Here is a 22,408-nt window from a genome sequence, read left to right on the forward strand (position 1 = left end):
TTATATATACGATTAATGCGTCTTGAGGGCCGTCAGTAACTCACTGAAAGAACTATAGACCAGCTTCTCTTCTGCTTCTATCTGATCCTGTCTTTTTTTGTACGTTACAGTGTCTTCCAGCCGTTTTTTATTCGGATTGGAAATGACACTCAACTCCCCATTCTCTATTGTAACAAATTCGTTCTCCAAAAACACCATCAACATAAATTTAGCCATCTCTTTATCCACTCTGAGCATACGCGTAATTGTCTGAGTCTCCTGTGCCAAATTTATTTTTTCTTTACTCAACAGCCATTTGTACAACTGCATGAACTGTGCTCTTTTAGGCATTCCTTTAAAATAATATTCGTTAGTTGACTGCAAATAACAGTGAATGACATGCTGATCATAGTGACGGTATACCTTTTGCATGAGTGCCAGGTGGTCTGGAACATCGACAACAACGACCGCTTCAGAAGATGGAATATCCATGGGTTCCAAGTCGGCCTCTAAAAGCTGGCTTGAAGCTTCTGGATGAATGGCAGACTGCCAATTACTGAAGTTTCGTCTGGAAAAAAAGAGATAATGAGCATTGTGCTGCTTGAAAACTGTCGGACTGATTTTCAGCTGACGTTTGTCAATGACGACAGGCCTGTCGGTTTTGAAATCAATAGCCTGAACCTGAACTTTACGATTGCCGTTCCATTCATTAATATTGACATATCCTGCTATGTCGACTGTCGGTTTTGACCGGAAGACGTCATGCCAGTCAGCAGAATGGAAAGCAATAAGATCCAGTACCCGTTCGTTTTTCTCCAACTGAGCTTTAAAGTGATCCTGATTCGCTCCAATCACCCTCGATTCTCTGACGTTAGCTGCGGATAATTTGAACAGCGGTTTGGCATTGTTTTGACCAAAAGGCTTGAGCTGGTCAAGCTCTTCAATCAGTTCAACCGACAAATCAGACCAGTCTAGTTCAGAATCTATGACCAGCTCCCTGGACATATCTGATCCAGCGAGCATCTTCTGGGCTGCTGTCCTGACTGTGTCGCTGAATGCTTCCTTATTCTCGATGGGCAGACTGATTCCGCATGCCATTTCATGGCCTCCAAAGCTGCTCAGTAGCGGTCGGGCTCCATCTATGCAGGCATATAAATTAAAGCCTTCAATACTTCGACCGGATCCTTTAAGCACTCCCTTTTGACTGTCAACAGAGAAAATTAGGGTTGGCTTGTTGACTTTTTCAGCAATTTTACTCGCGACAATTCCTAAAACACCTTGATGCCAGTTTTCATGACTGAGGATGATGACGGGATCCAACTTGCATTCTTCAACTTTCTCAAGCGCTTCTGCGGTAATTTTTTCCACGATTTCTTTCCGCTCATTATTACTAGCCAGTACAGACTGACTAAGTTCCTGTGCCCGTTCTTCATCAAAAGTTGTCAGCAAATCGACGACAATCGAGGCTTCTCCAAGACGACCTGCTGCATTGAATGGAGGAGCCAGCTTAAACCCGACTCCTTCCTCATCCATATCTTCCGGTCGAATACCAGCTTGCTGAAGAAAAGCCAGAAGCCCTAGCCTTTGAGTACGGGCAATCAACTGCAAGCCAAAATAAGCGATGGCACGATTTTCATCCTCAAGGGGCACTAGATCAGCTATTGTTCCTATCATAGCCAGTTCCAGCAGTTCTTCAGGTATTTCCTGAAGCAAAGCTTCTGCAACTTTAAGACTCACACCTGCTCCCGCCAGTTGCTTGAAAGGGTAATGTCCATCAGGATGATTCGGATGAACAATACTATAGGCGTTTGGCAGAGTCTCTGGACATTCATGGTGATCGGTTACAATCACATCGACGCCAGCTTTATTTGCATAATCAATAGCCTCATGACCGGCAATGCCATTATCAACTGTAATGATCAGCTCTGTCCCCTTGGCAATAAGCCTTTCAAAAGCGTCAACATTAGGGCCATAACCATCTGTAAAGCGGTTTGGAATATAATAATCAACAGTGCCGCCGAGCAGCTCGATTGCTTCATACATAATTACTGTACTTGTAATGCCGTCAGCATCATAATCTCCATAAACCGTGATTTGTTGTCTCTTTTCTACCGCTTCTTGTATACGATGAACTGTTTTTTCCATTCCGGTCATGTCAAATGGGTTATGAAACCACTCTCTGGTAGGACTAACGAAATGCTCGATAGCCTCCTTGCTGTTCAATCCGCGATGCAGGCACAGACGAATAAATGTTTTAGACTGCTTCATTTGTGCAGCCAAAGTCGATAACATATCCTCGTCGATTTGGGACTCTTTCCAGGTCGTTTCTGACACGTTCTGATTCACTCCTTAAGTTATTCATACCAACTTATCTTAGCAAAGAAAAAAGATACAATAAAGATATGCTTTATTGTATCTCTTTTAGTATGATCGATTTTTCAGCTCAGTATTTGTACTCCGATACCGATAAGACCGGGTCCTGTGTGCACACCCAGTGCTGGACTGACTTGATCAAAAAAGAATTCTTCGAAATCGGGAAGCTTCTCTTTCAGTTCCAGTCGAATGGCTTCCGCTTCTTTCAATGCAGTCTTGCCTCCATAGGCAATGGCCAGATTATATTTCTTGGCAGAGGACGCGAATTCCTCCACCAACTGTACAGTCTTGCTAACTGATTTCGCTTTACCTCTGACTTTAGCCACTGTATGGTAAATACCGTCTTCGTTGCATGTAATAATTGGCTTAAGATTCATCATACTACCGAGAACGGACTGAACCAGACCGATTCGACCACCTTTTTGCAGATATTCCAGTGTGGGCACGTGGAAGAATACTTTAGCCTTTTCAATATCTTTCTGCAGCTTGTCCTTCAATACATCCCATCGCATCTCCTGATCAACCAGACGGGCTGCCTCAGCAACAGTAAAACCTGATCCAATGCCGATGTTTTTTGTATCCAGAACAAAAATGTCTAAGCCCTCGTACTGTTCGGCTACAACGCGAATCATGTTGTTGGTACCACTTAAACCGCTTGAAATCGTTATAGCCAGGACTTTTTCATATCCTTCAGCTTTAATTCCATCCAGTATTTCGCGAATCATTTCACCATCCGGCAGAGAGGTCTTCGGGATTTCCTCGTCCATACGCTCATACACTTCTTCTGCTGTGATATTGACTTTATCGACGTACTCGCCGTCTTCAAAGATGATTTTTAATGGAATAACTTTTACATCATATTTCTGCCGGACCGCTTCAGGCACATCAGAACCAGAATCCGTCAAAACTGCTATCTTTTCTTTATTCATGATTATCCCCCTGTATCAAATAGTCGTTCTGGCGTTTCTTTATTTATCTTTACTGAACCGGCCAGCAGCCTTATCCGTACGTGTTTGCCTTGATGGCTTAGCTTCTGGTGTTTCTTTATGCTGACGCTGGTCTTTGTAAATTTTGAACGTAGACAATAGCGTGGCTATGAATGCTCCTAGCAGTACGGATACGAAAATAACAATAATCAGCGGCCATTCTACCACTGCAAACCCGAAGTTTATAGGAACCGGGTCCACATTGAGAACAGATAATACCGCAACAATCAAAAATAGAAGAATAGCCCCTATCATACTCCATTGCCTTTTCATTGTAGAGCTCCTCTCGAAATCATAATTATTTTCTAAAGAATACCATATTTTTATAATTATTTCATCAAAGAGCTTACTTTTTGTTAAAGGCTGTCCGAACAAGGAAGTCACTAATTAGCGGAAACAGAGCATATAGTTTCGAGGCAACACTCAAACTTCTGGGAAGATTTACTTCGCGCTTCTTCGTGCCTATAGCGGCTACTGTTTCATGAGCGACATACTCTGCGGACAGAACCATCGAGCTGACATTTTTAAGGTATTCACCAGAAGGATCAAATTCATCAAAAAAAGGAGTGTCCACAGGGCCGGGATTGACTGTAGTCACTTGGATATTGTTATCCTTTAGTTCGAGTCTCAATGCATTGCTGAAGCCAATTACAGCAAATTTGGTGGCAGAGTATACGGCTGACTTAGGTGTCGCCACTTTTCCGGCAATCGACGCAATATTGATAATATGTCCCGCTCCTGCTTGCTTCATGTCTCTGGCAACCAACTGGGACATATACATCAACCCGAGAACATTGACTTTGAACATATTCTCTGCACGGCTGAAGTCATAATCCAGAAATGCCTGAGTATGTCCGAAACCTGCATTGTTTATCAGTACATCAATCGACCCAATTTTTTCTGAGACGGTCGACACAGCTGCTTTGATTGCTTCAGGATCTGAGACGTCCATGGGATACACGAGAACCTGGGCAGAAAATCTGGTTACACACTCTTCTTTTACCTTTTTCAGCTTGTTCGCACTCCGGGCACTGAGGATCAGGGTTGCCCCTTTCTCCGCCAGCTGGTAGGCCAGTTCTTCTCCAATACCCGATGATGCACCCGTTATCCATATAACTTTTCCTTGTACCTTATCCATCCTGCAGTCCTTCTTTCTTCAGTGGGATTGACACTTCACTTAAGTCATGCATAACATAAGTTTCTTTGAAGTATTGTCTCGCTTCTTTTTCCATCACTTTACTGTCAGCATAGAGATAGCGTGCACTGATATGCGTAAGCAGAAGCTTTGCAGCCTGTGCTTGCTGTGCGGTTTGGGCTGCATCTACATTGGTCGAGTGTCGGTAACTGGCGGCAAGCTGCTGATCCTGAGACAGAAAAGTACTCTCATGAACCAGAACATCTGCATCTCTAGCAAGTTCTACACTCTTAGCCGTCTTGACAGTATCTCCAAGTATAGTCAGCACTCGACCTTTCTGGCTCGGGCCGATAAAGTCTTTCCCGTTAATGATACGCCCATCTGATAATGTTACAGTTTTGCCCTGTTTAAGCTTTCCAAAAAGAGGACCGAACGGCACGCCGATTTCTTTGAGCCTGTCTGCCATCAGCTCTCCTTCACGGTCTTTTTCTTCTATTCTAAAGCCATAAGAAGGAATACCATGCTTAAGTTTACCCATTGAGACAACAAACTGCTTATCTTCAAAAATAATCCCTTCCTCATCAAATTCGACAAATTTTATGGCATAGCGAAAATGAGACTGAGATAGTTTCAAGGAAGTCAGAACATACTGCTTGATGCCTTTGGGTCCATAAATAATTACGGGTGAGTCTCCACCCTGAAAAGCCCGGCTACTCAGTAGTCCAGGAAGACCGAATATATGATCACCGTGCATATGAGTAATAAAAATTTTTTCGATTTTTCTCGGTTTTACTGACGTCTTTAGAATCTGATGCTGCGTCGCTTCGCCGCAGTCAAACAGCCACAAGCTGTTGCGTTCGTCCAGCAGCTTGAGAATCATGCTGGAGACATTGCGGTGTTTAGCGGGCACACCTGATCCTGTTCCTAGAAATAATAAATCCATCAAACTGTCCTTTACACATATTATTCTACAAATTCAAACTCAAAATCATCGATACGTACAGAGTCGCCATTTCTAGCTCCCCGGCTGCGCAATGCCTCATCGATGCCCATACCTCTCAGTTGTCTGGAGAAGCGCATAATAGACTCATCAAACTGGAAATTCGTCATTTTGTAGAGTTTCTCGACTTTATCCCCAGCAATCACCCATGTACCGTCCGGATCGCGTGTTACCGTAAATTCACGGCTGTCCGGTGTAAACTTATACAGTACCCGTTCTTCTTCGTTGGTCTCTTCTTCGTATAGCGGGAACTGCGGTGCAGTTTCCAGCAGATCAGCTGTTCGGCTGAGAACTGCATTCAACCCTTGCTTGGTCAAAGCGGATACTTCAAAAATATCGATGGTCTCTTCTTCAGCTATCTTTTGCTTGAATATTTTTAAATTTTCTTCTGAGTCCGGCATGTCCATTTTATTGGCAATAACCAGCTGTGGCCGTTCTCGCAGCTTGAGGTCATAGCTTTCCAGTTCTTTGTTGATTGTCAAATAATCCTCGTAAGGATCACGGCCTTCTACACCACTCATGTCGATCACATGCAACAGAACGCGAGTACGCTCGATATGACGCAGAAATTCTATACCCAGACCTACACCCTGAGAAGCTCCTTCAATCAGCCCTGGCATGTCCGCCAGTACAAAACTGCGGCCATCTTCAACCTGAACCATCCCCAGATTCGGAACCAGTGTGGTAAAGTGGTAAGCGCCTATTTTAGGACGGGCAGAAGAAACTACGCTCAGGAAAGTTGATTTGCCCACTGAAGGGAAGCCGACCAATCCAACATCAGCCAAAACTTTCAGCTCAAGTTCAATCTCTCTTTCATCTCCGGGCTCCCCATTTTCTGCTATTTCAGGTGCTGGATTTCTCGGTGACGCAAACCGGATATTTCCGCGTCCACCGCGTCCACCCTTGGCGATGATCGCCTGCTGCTCATGTTCAACAAGGTCAGCCAGCAAATCTCCAGACTCCGCATCCTTAACGACAGTCCCGGGCGGTACTTTTACAAAAAGAGGCTTGGCTCCTCTTCCGTGCATGCCCTTGGACATGCCTCCTTCACCGTTTGCCGCTCTAAAGTGACGGTTATACCTAAAGTCCATCAAGGTTCTTAGCCCTTCATCCACAATAAATATAACATCGCCACCGATGCCTCCGTCTCCTCCTGCAGGTCCGCCGTCAGGAACATACTTCTCTCTACGGAAGGCAACCATTCCGTTACCTCCGCTGCCAGCTTTTACGCTGACTTTGACTTGATCTAAAAACATTGACACGTATAACCCTTCTTTCTCCATTACCGAACTGGTTTATCTCTTTTATTCTACACTAATTTATCTGTGATATCTAATCGCATTCTGTTACTGTCCAATATTGTTTTGTTATGTTCCCAAGGGAAATAAAAAAAGCATGGGACCAAAAGCCCCCTGCCCTTTTACCCTTAAAGCTAATTTACCTTACCTGTTTTAAATTCTTTTTTGAAAAGTGAAAGACACTAGTATTTTGCAGATGATTGAAATGATCCATGTACTGACTTGTCGTTGAGCTAATCAATTCATCATAAGCTGTTTTGGCTGCTTCCTGCCGGTCTTCAGTATATTTCCTTACCGGTTCGTCATCGATATGCCGATAGTCGATCGACTCGTATTTATGATACACCGTTTCATCTTGCGCGTAACTGAAATCAAACACTAACTGGTGTTTTGCCGTAGGCCTCATAATCATCATTTCCTGCAGCAGTTCTTCTGATAGCCATGAGTGTTGCTCGGAAGGACCGATGATAATCACATCTGCTTTTGCCAGCCTATAAAGAAGCTGTTGAGAATCGATAACCTGAATGTACCGGTTCCAACTGGACTGCTTTGCAATCCGAAGCCAGGACTTAAGCTGAGTCACAGCCTTCTGTGTGTGATTGGTTCGGTCCAGAATGCTAAGTGAACCGAGTGTCCCACTCAACAAATGCTTTAAAACCATATTTGTCAGCTGATCACTGCCGATCACCAACACGCTGGTATCTTGTTTATTCGTTGCTTCTTTTATCGAACGGACTGCCTTGAGCACTTCGCTCTGCATGAGAGGTTTCAACGTTTCCTTTTCACAGAGAGTCAGAGAAAATTCCATAGCTCTTTTGAACAGAGCTTTAAGGGCTGTTTTAGCTGTATGATTTTTTAAGGCTGCAGACAGGGCGTCATCGATCACATCAACGGTTTCATCCGTCTGATGCTCTGATACATTCAGATTGCTTGACAGATCAAGTAAGTGTCTGACTACGTCCTCATTAAACTTACTGTAGCTCTCCAAAATGATTTCTTCCAGAGATTTTTCCGTATAATCAGATAGGTATCTCAACAAATCTCCGTGACGGAACTCTGTCTCATCCACATAAAGGTAATATTCGTTTCGATTGTCGGTGACCAGCAATACAACTTCCATGACACCGTCAAAAAGGTAAATGTCTCTTAAGTGCCTGCTTCTTGAAGCTTCCGTCAGGCTGTACCGGGAAATATCTTCTGCAGATACTGTGTCCCGATTGATGCCGTACATCAGCAGTTTCATTGTTCTTCATCCCCTGTATAACGCAAGATTTCTTCCCAAATCGCATCTCTGCCTTCTCTAGTTGCTGAAGAAAAGGTGAAAAATTTATCTTCCGGCTCGATTTCCAAAGTTTTTCTGATGATGCTCTCATGCTTGTTATATTTGGACTTTTTAATTTTATCTGCCTTAGTGCCAATGATTAATACCGGTACATCATAGTACTTGTACAGATCATACATCTGTATATCCTGCTCAGTTGGTACATGTCTAAAGTCTACCAAAAGGATGCCTAAAGATAATGCATCCCGGGAAGCAAAATATTCAGTCATCATGCGGCCCCACTTGTTCTGCTCAGCATTGGAAACCTTTGCGTAACCATACCCCGGAACATCTACAAAAAACAGAGCATGTTCTATATTGAAAAAATTCAATGTACGTGTTTTCCCAGGTTTACCGGAAGTACGTGCCAGTTTCTTTCGATTGACCATCGTGTTAATGAAGGAAGATTTTCCTACATTGGATCTTCCTGCTAGAACAATTTCTGGTAGGCCATCATTTGGATATTGCGAAGGAGACACGGCACTGATCGTAATCTCAGCATAATGTATTTTGTCGCTGTTCATAATTTCTCCTCCAGTTCATTCGTGAATCACTATTTAGTATATCACATAATTTTATGTTTTAAAGACTCTTGTTAAAATAAGATGACAGAAACGCGCCTAATGTTACGAAAAAATGACTGCGCGTTTTTCTATCCGCATAAAAAAGACCTCCCGCCTCTAAAGCCGGGAAGTCTTTTTGACTTTTTATCCTACTTTTTGTCCATCTTCATCATAAAAGATTGGGGCACTTTGGCTTTCGACAGTCGCTTGAGTGATCAGGACTTTTTTGATTTCGGGACGGCTCGGCACTTCGAACATAATATCCAGCATGATACTTTCAATAATGGAACGCAAGCCGCGGGCACCTGTATCTCTTTCGATGGCCCGTTTCCCAATCGCTATCAATGCATCGTCATCAAAATCGAGGTCAACGTCATCAATCTGAAGCAATTTCTTATACTGCTTGACCAGTGAATTTTTAGGTCTGGTCAAAATCTCAACCAAATCCTCTTCGTTCAGCTTGTCAAGTACTGCAGTAATTGGTAACCGACCGATAAACTCGGGTATTAGACCATACTTAAGCAGGTCTTCTGGTATAATTTGCTGCATGATGCTTTCTTTTTCGTCTGCTTCTTTACGTTTGCTTGAGGCTCCAAAACCGATAACCTTATCTCCTAGACGGTTTTTGACAATTGTTTCAATTCCGTCAAAGGCTCCTCCAACGATAAACAGAATGTTCGTCGTGTCAATCTGAATCAGTTCCTGGTGAGGATGCTTACGCCCACCCTGAGGAGGTACGCTGGCAGTCGTGCCTTCCAGTATTTTCAACAGGGCCTGCTGAACGCCTTCACCACTGACATCTCTAGTAATAGAAACATTTTCTGATTTACGGGCAATTTTATCGATTTCATCTACATAAATGATACCTCTTTGAGCCAGCTCTACATCGTAATCCGCCGACTGCAGAAGCTTCAGAAGAATATTTTCGACATCTTCACCCACATAACCTGCTTCAGTCAAATTCGTTGCATCGGCAATCGCAAAGGGCACATTAAGGATGCGTGCCAGCGTTTGAGCCAGATAGGTCTTACCTGACCCAGTCGGCCCGATGAGACAAATATTACTTTTCTGTAGTTCAATTTCGTCTTCACTTTCTTCGTCCAGGCTGTTAACCCGTTTGTAATGGTTATAGACAGCTACAGACAAGGCTTTCTTGGCTGCTTCCTGTCCAATAATATAGTCATTGAGGATTTCACGGATCTCATGGGGTTTCGGTACATTCATTTCGCCATCAAATGACTGCTTACTGAATTCTTCCTCCATGATTTCCTGACACAAATCGACACACTCGTTGCAGATGTAGACTCCTGGACCAGCCACTATTTTTTTTACCTGTTCCTGGGATTTTCCGCAAAAAGAACAGGAAATGTTGCCTTTTTGCTCTTCATCGTTAAACATAGGCAAGGTCACCTTTCTTTAATAAACTTCTCTTTTTTATTCCCTTATGAAAAACGGGAATGCTGGTCAGCATTCCCATCCTTCTTTTTTCAAATGCTTTATTCTGCGTCCGCTTCTTCAGAAGCTTCTAGCGTTTCTTTAGACGTAGACGTAATCACGTCAATCGCTTTTTTCAAGGAGATATCTCTGTTCAGCAGATCCGGTGACAGTACACTTCTGACCTGATCTTCAGGCATGTTGTATTGTCCGGCAAGATCAGAAATCTCTTTCTCCATGTCTTCATCAGTTGCTTTCAGGCCTTCAGCTTCAACAATAGTTTCCAGTACCAGATTCGTACGGACATTGAATTCAGCTTCGCCTTCAAACTGCTTGTGCAGATCTTCTTCTGAAGAATTAGTCATCTGGTAGTACATTTCAGGCGAAATCCCTTGCTGCTTCAAGTTGTTCAGGAACATGTCCATCTGACGGTGAACTTCTTCATGAGCCATTTCATGTGGGATTTCTTCAATTTTTGCATTGTTTACAGCTTTTCTGATGGCTTCATCATCTCTAGCATCATCAGCTGCTGTAGTTTTGCTTTCTTCAAGTTCTTTGCGGATTTTTGCCTTCAGCTCATCGACTGTTTCGACATCTTCATCCAAATCTTTAACGAATTCATCGTCCAGTTCAGGAAGTTCTTTGGCTTTCACTTCGTGGACTTTGACCTTAAATACTGCTTTTTGTCCAGCCAGGTCTTCAGCATGGTACTCTTCTGGGAAGGTCACAGTGACTTCTTTTTCGTCTCCAGCTTTCACTCCAGTCAACTGGTCTTCAAAACCTGGAATAAAGGAATTGGATCCCAAAACGAGTGAGTGGTTCTCACCTTTACCGCCTTCAAATGATTCGCCATCCTTGAAACCTTCAAAGTCCATAACCACAGTGTCGCCCTCCACTGCTGCATCTTCTTTAATGACCAGTTCGGCAAGACCTTCACGACGACGCTCAAGTGCGTCTTCAACATCCGAATCATTTACATCGCGGTCCTGTTTAACTACTTCCAGGTCTTTATACTGACCTAGTTCGACTTCAGGCTTAAGGGTCACTTCTGCAATCAGCTCCCAGTCCTGCCCTTTTTCAACAGACTTGATGTCGATGTTCGGCTGAGCAACAGGATCGATTCCCGCTTCTTTTACAGCGCTGGAATAAGCTGCCGGCAGCAAATCGTTCAATGTGTCTTCATAAAGAGCAGATTCTCCATACATCTGGTTAAAAATACGACGTGGAACTCTTCCTTTACGAAATCCTGGGATGTTCAGGCTTTTTTGAACTTTCTTGAATGTTTTATCCAAGCCCTGTTTCACAGTTTCTTGGTCGATTGTAAATTCTAGACGGCCGGTTGTCGGTCCAGTCTTTTCAAATGATGTACTCATGTAATATTACCCTCCGAAATGATTTCTATTTTTGTTTCATGACGCGCCTTTAGAGACCCTATGCTCCTAAAGGCCCGTTCACGTTTTTTGTTTAAACATACTTTTCTATCATACAATATTTATATATCCTTGTAAACTGCAGATGCTTATTTTAGTGGAATTGACGGCGGATATCATTAATCCAAGAAAGGATAAATGCTTGCTTTTCATCCGAGACTGTTTCTCCTGTCAGCTGACCCGGTTCTATTTCTTCTGCAATTAGACGAATCCAGCAGCCAGTATCTTCAGGCTGGATCACTTCACCGATAAAGGGAAAAAGCGAAACCAGATACACATTGAGTTCACTCTGAACAAACTCCAGCAGAGACGGATTTTGCTCAAACCACTTTTCAGCGTCTTTAAAAAGTGCAGCTACAAGCGGATCAGTCTCTAGCGGAATGACTTCTAAGGGTCTTACCTTGCGAGTCTGATCAAACCAGTTGTAAAGAAATTCTTCACTGACCTCCCTTTCAGTCAGCAGCGAAAGAAAGCTTGACTTGGCCAGCGGATGCACATATGGATTCTGGAAGATTGATGAAGCCGCTTTAATTAGACTGTTTGTACGCATACTTTTTGCCTCACGGATAATCATGAGCTGCTCCTCCGGTAACACTGACGCTAACGCAAAAAGCCTCTTGGTCTTTTCTTTTTCCTGCTGCATCTGTTCTTCTTCGATCCGCTGTTTCACCTTGTTAAGACTGTCCTGAAGGCCAATCCACTTTTCGTTAAAAGGATTCTGAGCGTCTTTCAGCTTCGGGTCTATATGCTTTTGGGCTTTCAAAAGCTGGCCGTTCTGTATAAGCAGTTCGGCATATATTAGATAGCGTTTTTCGTTTGTAACATAAAATGCCTCTTTCTCTTCTGCTAGCTCTAGCGCTTCTTTCAGCTGACCGTTTTGGTACAATGTAGAAACAAGTAGCACGTTCAGACTGTTGTCATCCTTGATGGCATATGCCTTTTCTAAATCGCTTATCGCTTCGCCATAATTCCCCGTCTGCAAGGCTCTCATGGCATGGTGCATATACGTCCCGTAATTTTTTGGAAATTCGATCTGATCACCCACAGGGCATCCACTCCTTACATGGATTGTACCATAAGTAACCAAAGCGATAAACGGTCCGAAAATTCCGACTTTATCTGCCTGAAAATGGCTGCAGATAAAAAAGCAACGGGAAGACCCCATTGCTTTTTTAGAATTTTCTGAACCGTTCATACCGTCTGTTTAGTAGGGTCTCCCTGTTCATCTGTTCATACTTGGTAAAGGCACGGTCAATCTCTATTTTCAGTGAAGACAAAATACTCTCTTTGCTGAGCCACTCTCCGTCAGATTGTTCCGGAATCACTTGATCAATGATACCAAGCTCTTTTAAATCTGCTGAGGTTAGCTTCATTAATTCAGCCGCTTCGCCGGCCTTTTTAGCATCTTTCCATAAAATCGAAGCAAATCCTTCAGGTGATAGGATCGAATAAATGGAATGCTCCATCATCCATACTTCATCAGCTACTGCAAGCGCTAGCGCACCTCCGCTGCCTCCCTCACCTAAAATAATGGAAAGCACCGGTACAGATAGTTTGCTCATCTCCAGCAGATTTCTGGCTATTGCCTCTCCCTGTCCACGGTTCTCGGCATCGACCCCACAGTAGGCTCCAGAGGTGTTGATAAAATTAAGTACCGGGCGATTAAATTTTTCAGCCTGCTTCATCAAGCGCAATGCTTTTCGGTAACCTTCAGGATGGGCAGAACCAAAGTTGCTTTGCATATTTTCCTCTATGCTCGTTCCTTTTTGGTTACCAATTACCGTTACCGGACGGCCACTCAGGCGGCCAATACCGCCTACAATAGCTGTATCATCCCTGTAGAGACGATCCCCATGCAACTCAATAAAATCGTCAATCATAATAGATGTGATATCTCTAATACTAATTCGGTCCGTTTTTCTGGCTAAGGCCACAGTGTCCATCACATTTGTCATGTTTTATCGCCTCCATCCAATTCCGTGTGCAGGGTCAGTAATTGAGCAATGACTGACTTTAAACGCTTGCGTTCAATAATTTGGTCAATAAAGCCATTTTTAAGAACCGTTTCTGCAAGCTGGAAATCCTCCGGAAGTGAAGCCTTGATTGTCTGTTCAATTACACGCTTGCCTGCGAAGCCAATTAGCGCCCCTGGTTCAGCCAGGATAATATCGCCTAACATGGCAAAACTTGCCGTTACTCCTCCAGTCGTTGGATCCGTGATGACCGTTAGATAAAACAGACCTTTATCGGAATGATTTTTTATAGCTGCACTGGTCTTTGCCATTTGCATAAGAGAGAAAATTCCCTCTTGCATACGGGCTCCCCCCGATGCAGTAAAAAGAACCACCGGAAGAGATTTTTCTGTTGCCTCTTCAAACAGCCGGGTAATTTTCTCTCCAACAGCCTGTCCCATACTGCCCATGATAAAGTGCGAATCCATAATACCAATGGCTGTAGGATTTCCATTAACTGTTGCCTCTCCGGTCAGCACGGCTTCTCTGAGACCACTGCTAATCTGTACCTGCTTGATTTTATTTTCATACCCCGGAAAATCTAGCGGATTGGACGGATGGATGTCTGCATTCCACTCAGTAAATGACCCTCTGTCGGTCGTCAGGGCGAGTCTTTCTTGAGCCCTAATACGCAAGGCATAATTACAGTGCGGACAAACGCGCTCCCGCCCAAGTGCCTTCACATATACCGACTGTTTGCAATTAGGACACTTTTCAAACATACCATCCGGTACAGACGGTCCATTTTGTGAAGTGGATTTTTGAAGAGAGATATAGGGGCGCTTTTTAAATAATCTCATTCAAGGTCCCTCCTGTCTTCAAGCCAGTCCAAAATGATGGTTTCAGATAATGTGTCTGTAGTATAGTCACCTGTTACAAAAGCCGGATGACTGAGCAGATCCATCTGAAATTCAAGATTAGTCTGTACCCCTTCAATGACTGTTTCACCTAGCGCACGCTTCATCTTACTGATAGCTTCCTCACGAGTGTTTCCATGAGTAATAATTTTTGCGATCATGGAATCGTAATGCGGCGGAATTATTCCTCCTGCAAACATGGCCGTATCGACCCGAAGCCCAAGACCACCAGAAGCCATGTTGAGATAAGAAATCTCCCCAGGTGAAGGGGCAAAATTGAATCCTGGATTTTCCGCATTGATTCGACACTCGATGGCATGCCCAGCCATTTCCACATCCGATTGGGTAAATGACAATTGTTCTCCAGCTGCAATGGCAATCTGCTCTTTGACAATGTCAATGTGAGTAATCATTTCCGTAATCGGATGCTCGACCTGGATACGTGTATTCATTTCCATGAAATAAAAATCATTCTGTTCATCAACAAGAAATTCAATTGTACCGGCATTTTTATAGCCGACTCCTTCGGCCGCGCGTACGGCACTCTCACAGATACGCTTTCGCGTCTCCTCAGATAGAGAGGAACTTGGCGCTTCCTCCACGATTTTCTGATGATTGCGCTGAAGTGAGCAATCTCTTTCACCCAGATGGACCACATGACCATAATGATCAGCAAGGATCTGTACTTCAATATGCTTGGCCGGTTTAATAATCTTTTCTACATACATCCGGTCGTCACTGAAAGCAGCCTTTGATTCCGACTGGGCCTGCAGAAAACGCTCTTCCAGCTCATCTGCTTCAAATACCATCCGCATGCCTTTGCCACCACCGCCAGCAACGGCTTTGATGATCACCGGCAGTCCGATATCTTTGACATTGGCATGCAGCTCATCCAGGGTCGTGATAGATGAACTGCTTCCTGGAATCACTGGAACACCTGCCTTGATCATCATTTCCCTGGCATTGGACTTGTTTCCCATCTGCTCGATGATCTGCTTGTCCGGACCGATAAAGGTCACATTGACCTCCTCACACATAGCCGCAAACAGGCTATTTTCTGAAAGAAAACCGAAGCCGGGATGGATCGCTTCCGCACCTGTCAAGACCGCCGCACTTAGAATATTATGTATATTCAAATACGAGTCCGATGCTTTTGGAGGACCGATGCAAACTGCTTCATCCGCCAACTGCATATGAAGGGCGTCTTCATCTGCAGTTGAATAGACGGCTACTGTTTTAATATTCAATTCTCTGCAGGCACGGATGATGCGAACTGCTATTTCTCCTCTATTGGCTACCAATATCTTCTGAAACATACATAACCCTTCCTTAGTGAATAGTCAGTTGCTTACCTTCCGATAATGAAGGTCATTTCGACTTCACACACTTTTTTGCCGTCAACATAAGCAACACCTTTTCCGATGCCCGCATATTCCTTCAGTTTAACGATATCAACTTTCAGTTCCAGTACATCCCCAGGCACTACTTTTTTCTTAAACTTAACCTTGTTTAATCCACCCAAGTAAGCTGTCTGATTTTTGAACTGATCCAGCTTCAGTAGTGGGATAGACCCGGCCTGTGCCAGACTTTCAACGATGAGTACTCCGGGCATGACTGGTTCTCCGGGAAAGTGTCCCTGGAAAAACTCTTCGTTTATTGTCACGTTTTTTATGGCCGTCACATGTTCTCCCGGTATCAGTTCTGTTACTTTATCAATAAAATAAATCGGATAGCGGTTCGGAATCAGTTCCTGGATTTCATGGATATTCATTGTAGTCATTAGTCTGCTCCTTTAATCTGTTTTGATTTTGATCAGTGCTTGGTTAAACTCTACCGGCTGTTCGTCTTCAATCAGGATACTGACAATTTCTCCGTCAACATCACTCTTGATTTCATTCATCACTTTCATTGCTTCGATGATGCACAAGGTTTGTCCAGTGGTCACACGGTCGCCTTCTTTCACAAAAGGTGCCGCTTCAGGTGAAGAAGACAGGTAGCCTGTTCCGACAATCGGGGCCTTCAGCACATGCAGGTCTTCCGTTTCGCTTAAAACAGGCTCAGAATCTTCTTTTTCAGGATTTCGTGCAGCTTGCTCCTCCTGCTTGACAGCTAAACCACTGCTATCTTCAGCAAGAGTGCTAGCACTAGCCTTCTCTACACCTGCAGCCTCTTTTCGCTTACTCATCGACAGCTTGACATCTTCACGCTCGAGTGCAAACTCATAAAGAGATGAGGCATCGACATGATCGATCAGTGCTTTGATTTGTTCAAAATCCATTACTGACCCTCCCATTTTTTGAAGCAGGTCACCGCATTGTGTCCTCCAAATCCAAGAGAATTATTAAGCGCGTAAAGGATATTCTTTTCTCTTGGTTCATTGGCAATATAGTCCAGGTCGCAGTCTGGATCTGCTGTGACATGGTTAATTGTCGGTGGCAGAATGCCCTCCTGAAGAGCTTTAACTGCAGCAATTGCTTCAATAGCGCCGGCTCCACCCAGCAGGTGTCCGGTCATACTTTTTGTGCTGGAAACAGCTACCTTATTTGCAGCGACCTCTCCCATGGCGGCTTTGATGGCTGCTGTTTCAGATGAATCATTAGCCGGAGTCGATGTCCCGTGAGCATTGATATAGCCGACGTCTTCCGGCTGTATGTCTGCTTCTTCCATCGCTAGTTTCATAGCCCGAGCCGCTCCAGATCCGTCTGGAGAAGGGGCCGTCATGTGGAAACTGTCACCTGTTGCTCCGTAACCGACAATTTCCCCATAAATCTTTGCTTTCCTTTTCAAAGCTGACGTCAGGCTTTCAAGCATCAGTACGCCGGCTCCTTCACCCATAACAAACCCATGTCGGTTTTTGTCAAAAGGTGTAGAAGCTGCATTTGGGTCCTTGTTGTTGGATAAAGCTGTCAAAGCTGCGAAGCCGGACATCCCGATTTCATTGATACTGGCTTCGGAACCTCCAGCGAGCATCATATCGGCATAACCATGCTTGATGGTACGGTATGCTTCTCCGATTGAGTTATTCCCGGATGCACAGGCTGTTACGATGGACAGGTTCGGTCCCTTGGCCCCTGTTGCAATGGAAATGTTTCCTGCTACCATGTTTCCAATCGCCATAGGAACGAAGAAGGGAGCTACCCGGTCCAGACCTTTTTCATGCATCTTGATGATTTGACTCTGCATGGCATTTAGTCCGCCTATGCCTGAGCCGACCATGACTCCCAAACGGGTAGGGTCAATCGCTTCTATATCAATCTGGCTGTCTTTCATCGCTTCGAGCGCAGCAGCTACGCCATATTGTGAAAAAGGATCCATGCGCTTGGCCAGTTTTCTATCCATTACTTTTTTTGCTTCAAATTCTTTCACTTCACCGGCTACGTGCACATCAATGGCTTCTCCATCAAACTTTGTCAATGGGCCGATACCATTTTTTCCATTTTTCAATCCATTCCAGAATTCTTCAGCAGAATTCCCTAAAGGGGTGACTGCACCCATTCCTGTCACTACTACTCTTTCCATTGTTAGCCTCCTATGGTTATCCGTTCATCACCATGCCGCCGTCCACGTGGAACACTTGGCCGGTAATGTAGTGCTGATCACTCAAGAAGCCGACCAATTCGGCCACTTCTTCTGCCTTGCCTAATCTGCTTAGCGGGACTGCTTCCAGAGCTTTCTCTTTGACTTCCTCTGATAGCTCGCCCGTCATATCTGACTCGATGAACCCTGGAGCGATGGCATTGGACAGGACTCCGCGTGGGGCAAGCTCTTTGGCAAGAGATTTGGTCAGGCCAATGACACCTGCTTTACTGGCTGCATAGTTAGCCTGACCAGGATTGCCGACAGTGCCAACGACACTGGACAGATTAATGATATGGCCGGCTCTCTGCTTGAGCATCACTTTCGCTACTTCCCTGGATGTATAAAATGTACCCTTTAAATTTATGTTTAGTGTAGCGTCAAATTCTTCATCTGACATGCGGATAATCAAATTATCTCTGGTAATCCCTGCATTGTTTACCAGAACATCAATTTTTTTAAATTGCTTTTTCGTTTCTTTTATGAGTGCTTTCGCGAATGTCGGATCACTGACATCTCCCGCTATGAAATGAGCTGTTCCCTTATAGGAGCTGTAGTGAGTCTTTGCTTCCTCAGACAACTCACTTCTTCCGTTAATCACGACCGTGTGTCCTTCTCTTAAAAACTTTTCAGCGATGGCTTTTCCAATCCCCCGGGAGCTCCCCGTAACAATGATTGTTTTTGTATCCATAAGTCCTCCCTAACTTCAGTTTCTGGCGATAAGCTTTTCGAATTGACTGACGTTTTCTACATTTTTTGCCAAGACGCTCCGGTCAATGGCTTTAATGAAAGACCGCAACGTCTTACCTGGTCCTACTTCAATGAAGGTCTCAGCTCCATCTTTAATCATCTGTGTGATCATCTGTTCAAAGTGCACGGATGACACCATCTGTGCTGTTAATTTTTCTGGTATGGAAGCAGCTTCCTGGTAGCGGCCCGCATCAACATTAGAATATACCGGACGAACTGGTTCCTTGAAAGTGAGTCCCTCCACCACAGACCTAAACTCATCTGCTGCCGGCTGAAGAAGCTGCGAATGAAACGGACCGCTCACATTCAGCTCAACGACACGTTTGGCGCCAGCTGACTCAGATGCTTTTGCAGCCAGCAAGACCCCTTCAGAGGAACCTGTCAAAACGAGCTGGGTAGGCGTATTGTAATTGGCCACAGCCACGTAGTGCCCAGAGGCAGTTACTTCTTTGCAAATGTCCTCAATTTTAAATGATTCAAGGCCGATGACTGCTGCCATTTTTCCCTGACCACCTGGAACCGCGTGTTCCATCAAGGTACCGCGCTTATGTACAAGCCGGACAGCGTCATTGAAACTCAATGCTTCAGCAGAGACTAAGGCAGTATATTCTCCCAGGCTCAAACCGGCTGTCATGTCAGGAGACAGGCCATTTTCTGCTAACACACGCTCGATTGCATGGCTGACCGTTAAAATGGCAGGCTGAGTATAAGGCGTAAAGTGAATGGCTTTCTCATCATTGAAGCAAATATCATCCAGTTTAAGATTTAAAGCCTCGCTTGCTTCATCAAACACCTCTCTCGCTGTCGGGAAAGCATCATAGAACGTCTTACCCATCCCTACATACTGTGCTCCTTGTCCACTAAATACAAATGCTGTTTTCATGACATACGACCTTCCTTAATCTGTTTTTTCTTGATCCGATAATAGTTTGATTATCAAAGTATCAGGTCAGGAAAATGGCATCTCAAAGTCCGTAGGATGCGATACGACTTCTTTGTACTCCCTCATCAGTTCCTGAATGATGTCTTCACAGCTCTGCTCTTTAGAAACAAGACCTGCGATTTGGCCAGCCATGAAAGACCCACCGTGCTTATCACCCTCAACAACTGCTTTTCTTAAGGCACCCTTGCCAATAGCTTCAAGCTTGGAGAAATCAGGTTGTTCATCACTGGTGATTTCTTTTTCGACCTTTAAATACTCTTTTGTCAATTTGTTGCGCAAGACACGCACTGGATGACCGGTTATCTGACCCGTGACGACTGTATCAATGTCTCTGGCTTTTAAAATACGTTTTTTAAAATTCTCGTGCGCAATACTCTCATGCGCGACAACGAAACGGGTCCCCAGCTGTACAGCAGAAGCCCCCAGCATAATAGCGGCAGCTATTCCCCGACCATCTGCAATACCCCCAGCTGCAATAACCGGTATGGATACTGCATCAACCACTTGCGGAACGAGAGTCATTGTTGTCAGTTTACCTATGTGTCCCCCGGCTTCCATGCCTTCGCAAATAATAGCGTCTGCTCCATCATTTTGCATTCTTCTTGCCAAAGCTACAGAAGCTACGACCGGTATAACTGTGATGCCGGCTTCTTTAAACTTTTTCATAAATTTCCCTGGACTTCCCGCACCGGTTGTGACGACTTTAACGCCCTCTTCACAGACAACATCCACAACTTCTTCAACATAAGGTGACAGCAGCAGTACGTTTACTCCAAAAGGCTTATCCGTTAGTTTTTTGGCTTCCTGAATCGTTTTTCGAACCACTTCACCGGGTTCGTGTCCGGCACCAAGCATCCCCAAGCCACCAGCGTTGGAAACGGCGGCAGCTAAACTAGGGGTTGCAACCCAGGACATGGCTCCTTGTATGATGGGATACTTGATTCCTATTTGTTCCAGTAATGGCTGATTCATATAGGAGCTCCTTCCTTGATTAAGCTTCAGTCTGAGTTTCTACATATTTCACTAGATCTTCTACTGTAGACAATCCTTCTTCAGACTCAATCTTGATATCAAATTCGTCTTCGATGTCATTAATGATTTGGAACAGATCAAGACTATCCGCTTCGAGTTCTTCTCTGAAGTTGGTTGAACGCTGTACTTCGCTTTCTTCTTTATCAAGCTGGTCTACAATAATTTCCTGGATTTTTTCAAAAGTTGTCATTTATAATTCCTCCATTTAATTTAATTTAATTCTAAAAGCAGCGTTCCCCAGGTCAATCCCCCGCCGAACGCGCTCAATATGATTGTCTGTTTGTTTCCATTCAGTATTGTCTTTTCCTTTGCCAGCTCATCGATTAAAATCGGTAAACTGGCAGCTGATGTATTCCCGTAATGTTCAATATTGGTGGGGAATTTGTCGAGCGGACAGTTCAGTTTTTTAGCCATAATCTCAATAATACGGGCATTAGCCTGATGGAGAAGGATGAAATCCACTTCTTCCATCTGCCTGCCGGCACTATCTAGAACAGTCTGAATACTAACCGGAATAGCTTTAGTGACAAAATTAAAAATTTCTCTGCCATCCATCGAAAGTTGACCCAGGTTGTTCTCTCCTTTGACGAGGGGATTGCTGACACTCTTTTCCCCAGATACTAGCGCGTGACCTTTGTCACCGTTTGTATGTAGATCTTCAGAGATAAACTGTTCTTTTGCGTCGGCTTTTTCAAGAAGCACGCCCCCGGCTCCGTCACCAAAAAGTACCGCAGTACTGCGGTCACTCCAGTCAACGACTTTTGACATGACCTCACCGCCAATTACTAAAGCATAAGGCAAAGTCATATGTCTAAGCATTTTTTCAGCTACAGCCAGCCCGTAGACAAAACCGGAACAAGCCGCATTCAAGTCGAACGACATAGCGTTTGCTGCTTTCAGATGCGCCTGCACCTGACTGGCCACCGATGGCGATTGACTATCAGGGGTCATCGTAGCAACAATAATCAATCCTATATCTTCCGGATCAACCGATGTGCCCTTTAGAACATTCTGCCCGGCTTTGATACAAAGTTCACTGGTGTTTTCACCCATTGACAGACGCCGGTTGTGTATACCGGTACGCTTATTGATCCAGTCATGGGATGTGTCCAACCACTGAGTCAGATCGTCGTTACTCACGCAGTGATCAGGCACATAGCTGCCTGTAGCTTTGATGCTGATTGTATTTGGTTTTATCACTCCGGCAACTGCTCCTTTGTCCGCTCAAGAAATCCGTGAAGATTGAATAGCCCTTGCATCAGCACTTCTGCTTCCTCTTCACTCATTTCCTTTAGCGTTTCTCTGACCATGTCACGATGAAATTTATCATGCAAACGATACAGCAGACGTCCTTTACGGGCCAAAGCCAGTTTAACAACCCGGCGGTCTGTTTCACTTCTGACTCTTTCGACATAGCCTTTTCTGACAAGGTTGTTGACCGATACCGTCAATGTTCCGACCGTAATGCCCAGTTTCTTTGCCACTTCACTCGTGGTATGCTCCTGGTACATCCCGATGGCGTCAATAGTATGCATCTCTTTGATCGATACATCCTTGAACTGACTTCTCTGAAGAGTCCGCTCTTCGATCATCAGTACATCATTAAATATCGATACGAGATAACCATTGATTTCATTTATTTTCGGATCCACATCAACTCCTCCTCTTTTTGTTTGATAGTCAAACTATTTGACAATCAAAATAATATCTTACATTGGA

Annotated in this window: 23 protein-coding genes; all 23 read right to left on the minus strand. The window is 44.3% G+C overall.

Annotation, left to right across the window (positions count from 1 at the left end):
- Positions 1–12: 12 nt before the first annotated feature.
- A complete protein-coding gene (recJ, locus tag ADIAL_RS01385; RefSeq protein WP_034299066.1) occupies positions 13–2,313 on the minus strand; it encodes a single-stranded-DNA-specific exonuclease RecJ in 2,301 nt (766 codons plus the stop codon).
- A gap of 104 nt (positions 2,314–2,417) precedes the next feature.
- Positions 2,418–3,281 (minus strand): DegV family protein, encoded by an 864-nt coding sequence (locus ADIAL_RS01390; RefSeq protein ID WP_034299069.1) that lies wholly within the window; start codon positions 3,279–3,281, stop codon positions 2,418–2,420.
- A gap of 39 nt (positions 3,282–3,320) precedes the next feature.
- Positions 3,321–3,611, minus strand: a complete 291-nt coding sequence (locus tag ADIAL_RS01395) for a LapA family protein (RefSeq protein WP_034299072.1) — start codon at positions 3,609–3,611, stop codon at positions 3,321–3,323.
- 73 nt (positions 3,612–3,684) lie between these two features.
- Positions 3,685–4,476 (minus strand): SDR family NAD(P)-dependent oxidoreductase, encoded by a 792-nt coding sequence (locus ADIAL_RS01400; protein WP_034299075.1) that lies wholly within the window; start codon positions 4,474–4,476, stop codon positions 3,685–3,687.
- Positions 4,469–5,416, minus strand: a complete 948-nt coding sequence (gene rnz / locus ADIAL_RS01405) for a ribonuclease Z (protein WP_034299078.1) — start codon at positions 5,414–5,416, stop codon at positions 4,469–4,471. Before rnz ends, ADIAL_RS01400 begins: the two co-directional genes overlap by 8 nt.
- Before the next feature lie 20 nt (positions 5,417–5,436).
- Positions 5,437–6,729, minus strand: a complete 1,293-nt coding sequence (obgE, locus tag ADIAL_RS01410; protein ID WP_155849150.1) for a GTPase ObgE — start codon at positions 6,727–6,729, stop codon at positions 5,437–5,439.
- A 181-nt stretch (positions 6,730–6,910) separates the two neighbouring features.
- Positions 6,911–8,014 carry a hypothetical protein gene (locus tag ADIAL_RS01415; RefSeq protein WP_034299084.1) on the minus strand — a complete coding sequence of 368 codons (1,104 nt, stop codon included), beginning with the start codon at positions 8,012–8,014 and terminating at the stop codon, positions 6,911–6,913.
- Positions 8,011–8,616 (minus strand): ribosome biogenesis GTP-binding protein YihA/YsxC, encoded by a 606-nt coding sequence (gene yihA / locus ADIAL_RS01420; RefSeq protein WP_034299087.1) that lies wholly within the window; start codon positions 8,614–8,616, stop codon positions 8,011–8,013. The genes ADIAL_RS01415 and yihA overlap by 4 nt, the downstream gene beginning before the upstream one ends.
- Before the next feature lie 183 nt (positions 8,617–8,799).
- Entirely contained in the window at positions 8,800–10,053 is a 1,254-nt protein-coding gene (gene clpX / locus ADIAL_RS01425) for an ATP-dependent Clp protease ATP-binding subunit ClpX (RefSeq protein ID WP_034299090.1), read from the minus strand.
- A 98-nt stretch (positions 10,054–10,151) separates the two neighbouring features.
- Positions 10,152–11,462: a trigger factor gene (gene tig, locus ADIAL_RS01430; RefSeq protein WP_034299093.1), complete on the minus strand. Its 1,311-nt coding sequence runs from the start codon at positions 11,460–11,462 to the stop codon at positions 10,152–10,154.
- 151 nt (positions 11,463–11,613) lie between these two features.
- The gene (locus tag ADIAL_RS01435) at positions 11,614–12,564 is read right to left on the minus strand and encodes a hypothetical protein (protein ID WP_155849148.1); all 951 of its coding nucleotides are present in this window, start codon (positions 12,562–12,564) and stop codon (positions 11,614–11,616) included.
- Between the two features lie 127 nt (positions 12,565–12,691).
- The gene (locus ADIAL_RS01440) at positions 12,692–13,474 is read right to left on the minus strand and encodes an acetyl-CoA carboxylase carboxyltransferase subunit alpha (protein ID WP_034299100.1); all 783 of its coding nucleotides are present in this window, start codon (positions 13,472–13,474) and stop codon (positions 12,692–12,694) included.
- Positions 13,471–14,331 (minus strand): acetyl-CoA carboxylase, carboxyltransferase subunit beta, encoded by an 861-nt coding sequence (accD, locus tag ADIAL_RS01445; protein ID WP_034299102.1) that lies wholly within the window; start codon positions 14,329–14,331, stop codon positions 13,471–13,473. Before accD ends, ADIAL_RS01440 begins: the two co-directional genes overlap by 4 nt.
- Positions 14,328–15,704: an acetyl-CoA carboxylase biotin carboxylase subunit gene (accC, locus tag ADIAL_RS01450; protein ID WP_034299105.1), complete on the minus strand. Its 1,377-nt coding sequence runs from the start codon at positions 15,702–15,704 to the stop codon at positions 14,328–14,330. Before accC ends, accD begins: the two co-directional genes overlap by 4 nt.
- 32 nt (positions 15,705–15,736) lie before the next feature.
- Positions 15,737–16,159: a 3-hydroxyacyl-ACP dehydratase FabZ gene (gene fabZ / locus ADIAL_RS01455; RefSeq protein ID WP_197017740.1), complete on the minus strand. Its 423-nt coding sequence runs from the start codon at positions 16,157–16,159 to the stop codon at positions 15,737–15,739.
- Positions 16,160–16,180: 21 nt separating this feature from the next.
- Entirely contained in the window at positions 16,181–16,666 is a 486-nt protein-coding gene (accB, locus tag ADIAL_RS01460) for an acetyl-CoA carboxylase biotin carboxyl carrier protein (RefSeq protein WP_034299112.1), read from the minus strand.
- Complete coding sequence (gene fabF, locus ADIAL_RS01465; protein ID WP_034299114.1) at positions 16,666–17,907, minus strand: beta-ketoacyl-ACP synthase II; 1,242 nt, start codon at positions 17,905–17,907, stop codon at positions 16,666–16,668. The genes accB and fabF overlap by 1 nt, the downstream gene beginning before the upstream one ends.
- Positions 17,908–17,923: 16 nt before the next feature.
- On the minus strand, positions 17,924–18,655 hold the full coding sequence (gene fabG, locus ADIAL_RS01470) for a 3-oxoacyl-[acyl-carrier-protein] reductase (protein WP_034299117.1): 732 nt from the start codon (positions 18,653–18,655) through the stop codon (positions 17,924–17,926).
- 15 nt (positions 18,656–18,670) lie between these two features.
- Positions 18,671–19,597 carry an ACP S-malonyltransferase gene (fabD, locus tag ADIAL_RS01475; protein ID WP_034299120.1) on the minus strand — a complete coding sequence of 309 codons (927 nt, stop codon included), beginning with the start codon at positions 19,595–19,597 and terminating at the stop codon, positions 18,671–18,673.
- Between the two features lie 66 nt (positions 19,598–19,663).
- Complete coding sequence (gene fabK / locus ADIAL_RS01480) at positions 19,664–20,629, minus strand: enoyl-[acyl-carrier-protein] reductase FabK (protein ID WP_034299123.1); 966 nt, start codon at positions 20,627–20,629, stop codon at positions 19,664–19,666.
- Positions 20,630–20,648: 19 nt separating this feature from the next.
- A complete protein-coding gene (locus tag ADIAL_RS01485) occupies positions 20,649–20,879 on the minus strand; it encodes an acyl carrier protein (protein WP_034299126.1) in 231 nt (76 codons plus the stop codon).
- Between the two features lie 20 nt (positions 20,880–20,899).
- Positions 20,900–21,889 carry a beta-ketoacyl-ACP synthase III gene (locus tag ADIAL_RS01490; RefSeq protein WP_231492040.1) on the minus strand — a complete coding sequence of 330 codons (990 nt, stop codon included), beginning with the start codon at positions 21,887–21,889 and terminating at the stop codon, positions 20,900–20,902.
- The gene (fabT, locus tag ADIAL_RS01495; RefSeq protein WP_034299129.1) at positions 21,886–22,341 is read right to left on the minus strand and encodes a fatty acid biosynthesis transcriptional regulator FabT; all 456 of its coding nucleotides are present in this window, start codon (positions 22,339–22,341) and stop codon (positions 21,886–21,888) included. Before fabT ends, ADIAL_RS01490 begins: the two co-directional genes overlap by 4 nt.
- Positions 22,342–22,408: the final 67 nt, after the last annotated feature.

It is taken from the genome of Alkalibacterium sp. AK22 (assembly GCF_000585255.1).
Lineage (GTDB): Bacteria > Bacillota > Bacilli > Lactobacillales > Carnobacteriaceae_A > Alkalibacterium.

What these genes read in the sequence shown, in the direction of transcription:
- ADIAL_RS01390 (WP_034299069.1), bottom strand. Translation starts at nt 3,281, where the DNA reads ATGAATAAAGAAAAGATAGCAGTTTTGACGGATTCTGGTTCTGATGTG.
- ADIAL_RS01395 (WP_034299072.1), bottom strand. Translation starts at nt 3,611, where the DNA reads ATGAAAAGGCAATGGAGTATGATAGGGGCTATTCTTCTATTTTTGATT.
- ADIAL_RS01400 (WP_034299075.1), bottom strand. Translation starts at nt 4,476, where the DNA reads ATGGATAAGGTACAAGGAAAAGTTATATGGATAACGGGTGCATCATCG.
- rnz (WP_034299078.1), bottom strand. Translation starts at nt 5,416, where the DNA reads ATGGATTTATTATTTCTAGGAACAGGATCAGGTGTGCCCGCTAAACAC.
- obgE (WP_155849150.1), bottom strand. Translation starts at nt 6,729, where the DNA reads ATGTTTTTAGATCAAGTCAAAGTCAGCGTAAAAGCTGGCAGCGGAGGT.
- ADIAL_RS01415 (WP_034299084.1), bottom strand. Translation starts at nt 8,014, where the DNA reads ATGAAACTGCTGATGTACGGCATCAATCGGGACACAGTATCTGCAGAA.
- yihA (WP_034299087.1), bottom strand. Translation starts at nt 8,616, where the DNA reads ATGAACAGCGACAAAATACATTATGCTGAGATTACGATCAGTGCCGTG.
- clpX (WP_034299090.1), bottom strand. Translation starts at nt 10,053, where the DNA reads ATGTTTAACGATGAAGAGCAAAAAGGCAACATTTCCTGTTCTTTTTGC.
- tig (WP_034299093.1), bottom strand. Translation starts at nt 11,462, where the DNA reads ATGAGTACATCATTTGAAAAGACTGGACCGACAACCGGCCGTCTAGAA.
- ADIAL_RS01440 (WP_034299100.1), bottom strand. Translation starts at nt 13,474, where the DNA reads ATGACAAATGTGATGGACACTGTGGCCTTAGCCAGAAAAACGGACCGA.
- accD (WP_034299102.1), bottom strand. Translation starts at nt 14,331, where the DNA reads ATGAGATTATTTAAAAAGCGCCCCTATATCTCTCTTCAAAAATCCACT.
- accC (WP_034299105.1), bottom strand. Translation starts at nt 15,704, where the DNA reads ATGTTTCAGAAGATATTGGTAGCCAATAGAGGAGAAATAGCAGTTCGC.
- fabZ (WP_197017740.1), bottom strand. Translation starts at nt 16,159, where the DNA reads ATGAATATCCATGAAATCCAGGAACTGATTCCGAACCGCTATCCGATT.
- accB (WP_034299112.1), bottom strand. Translation starts at nt 16,666, where the DNA reads ATGGATTTTGAACAAATCAAAGCACTGATCGATCATGTCGATGCCTCA.
- fabF (WP_034299114.1), bottom strand. Translation starts at nt 17,907, where the DNA reads ATGGAAAGAGTAGTAGTGACAGGAATGGGTGCAGTCACCCCTTTAGGG.
- fabG (WP_034299117.1), bottom strand. Translation starts at nt 18,655, where the DNA reads ATGGATACAAAAACAATCATTGTTACGGGGAGCTCCCGGGGGATTGGA.
- fabD (WP_034299120.1), bottom strand. Translation starts at nt 19,597, where the DNA reads ATGAAAACAGCATTTGTATTTAGTGGACAAGGAGCACAGTATGTAGGG.
- fabK (WP_034299123.1), bottom strand. Translation starts at nt 20,629, where the DNA reads ATGAATCAGCCATTACTGGAACAAATAGGAATCAAGTATCCCATCATA.
- ADIAL_RS01485 (WP_034299126.1), bottom strand. Translation starts at nt 20,879, where the DNA reads ATGACAACTTTTGAAAAAATCCAGGAAATTATTGTAGACCAGCTTGAT.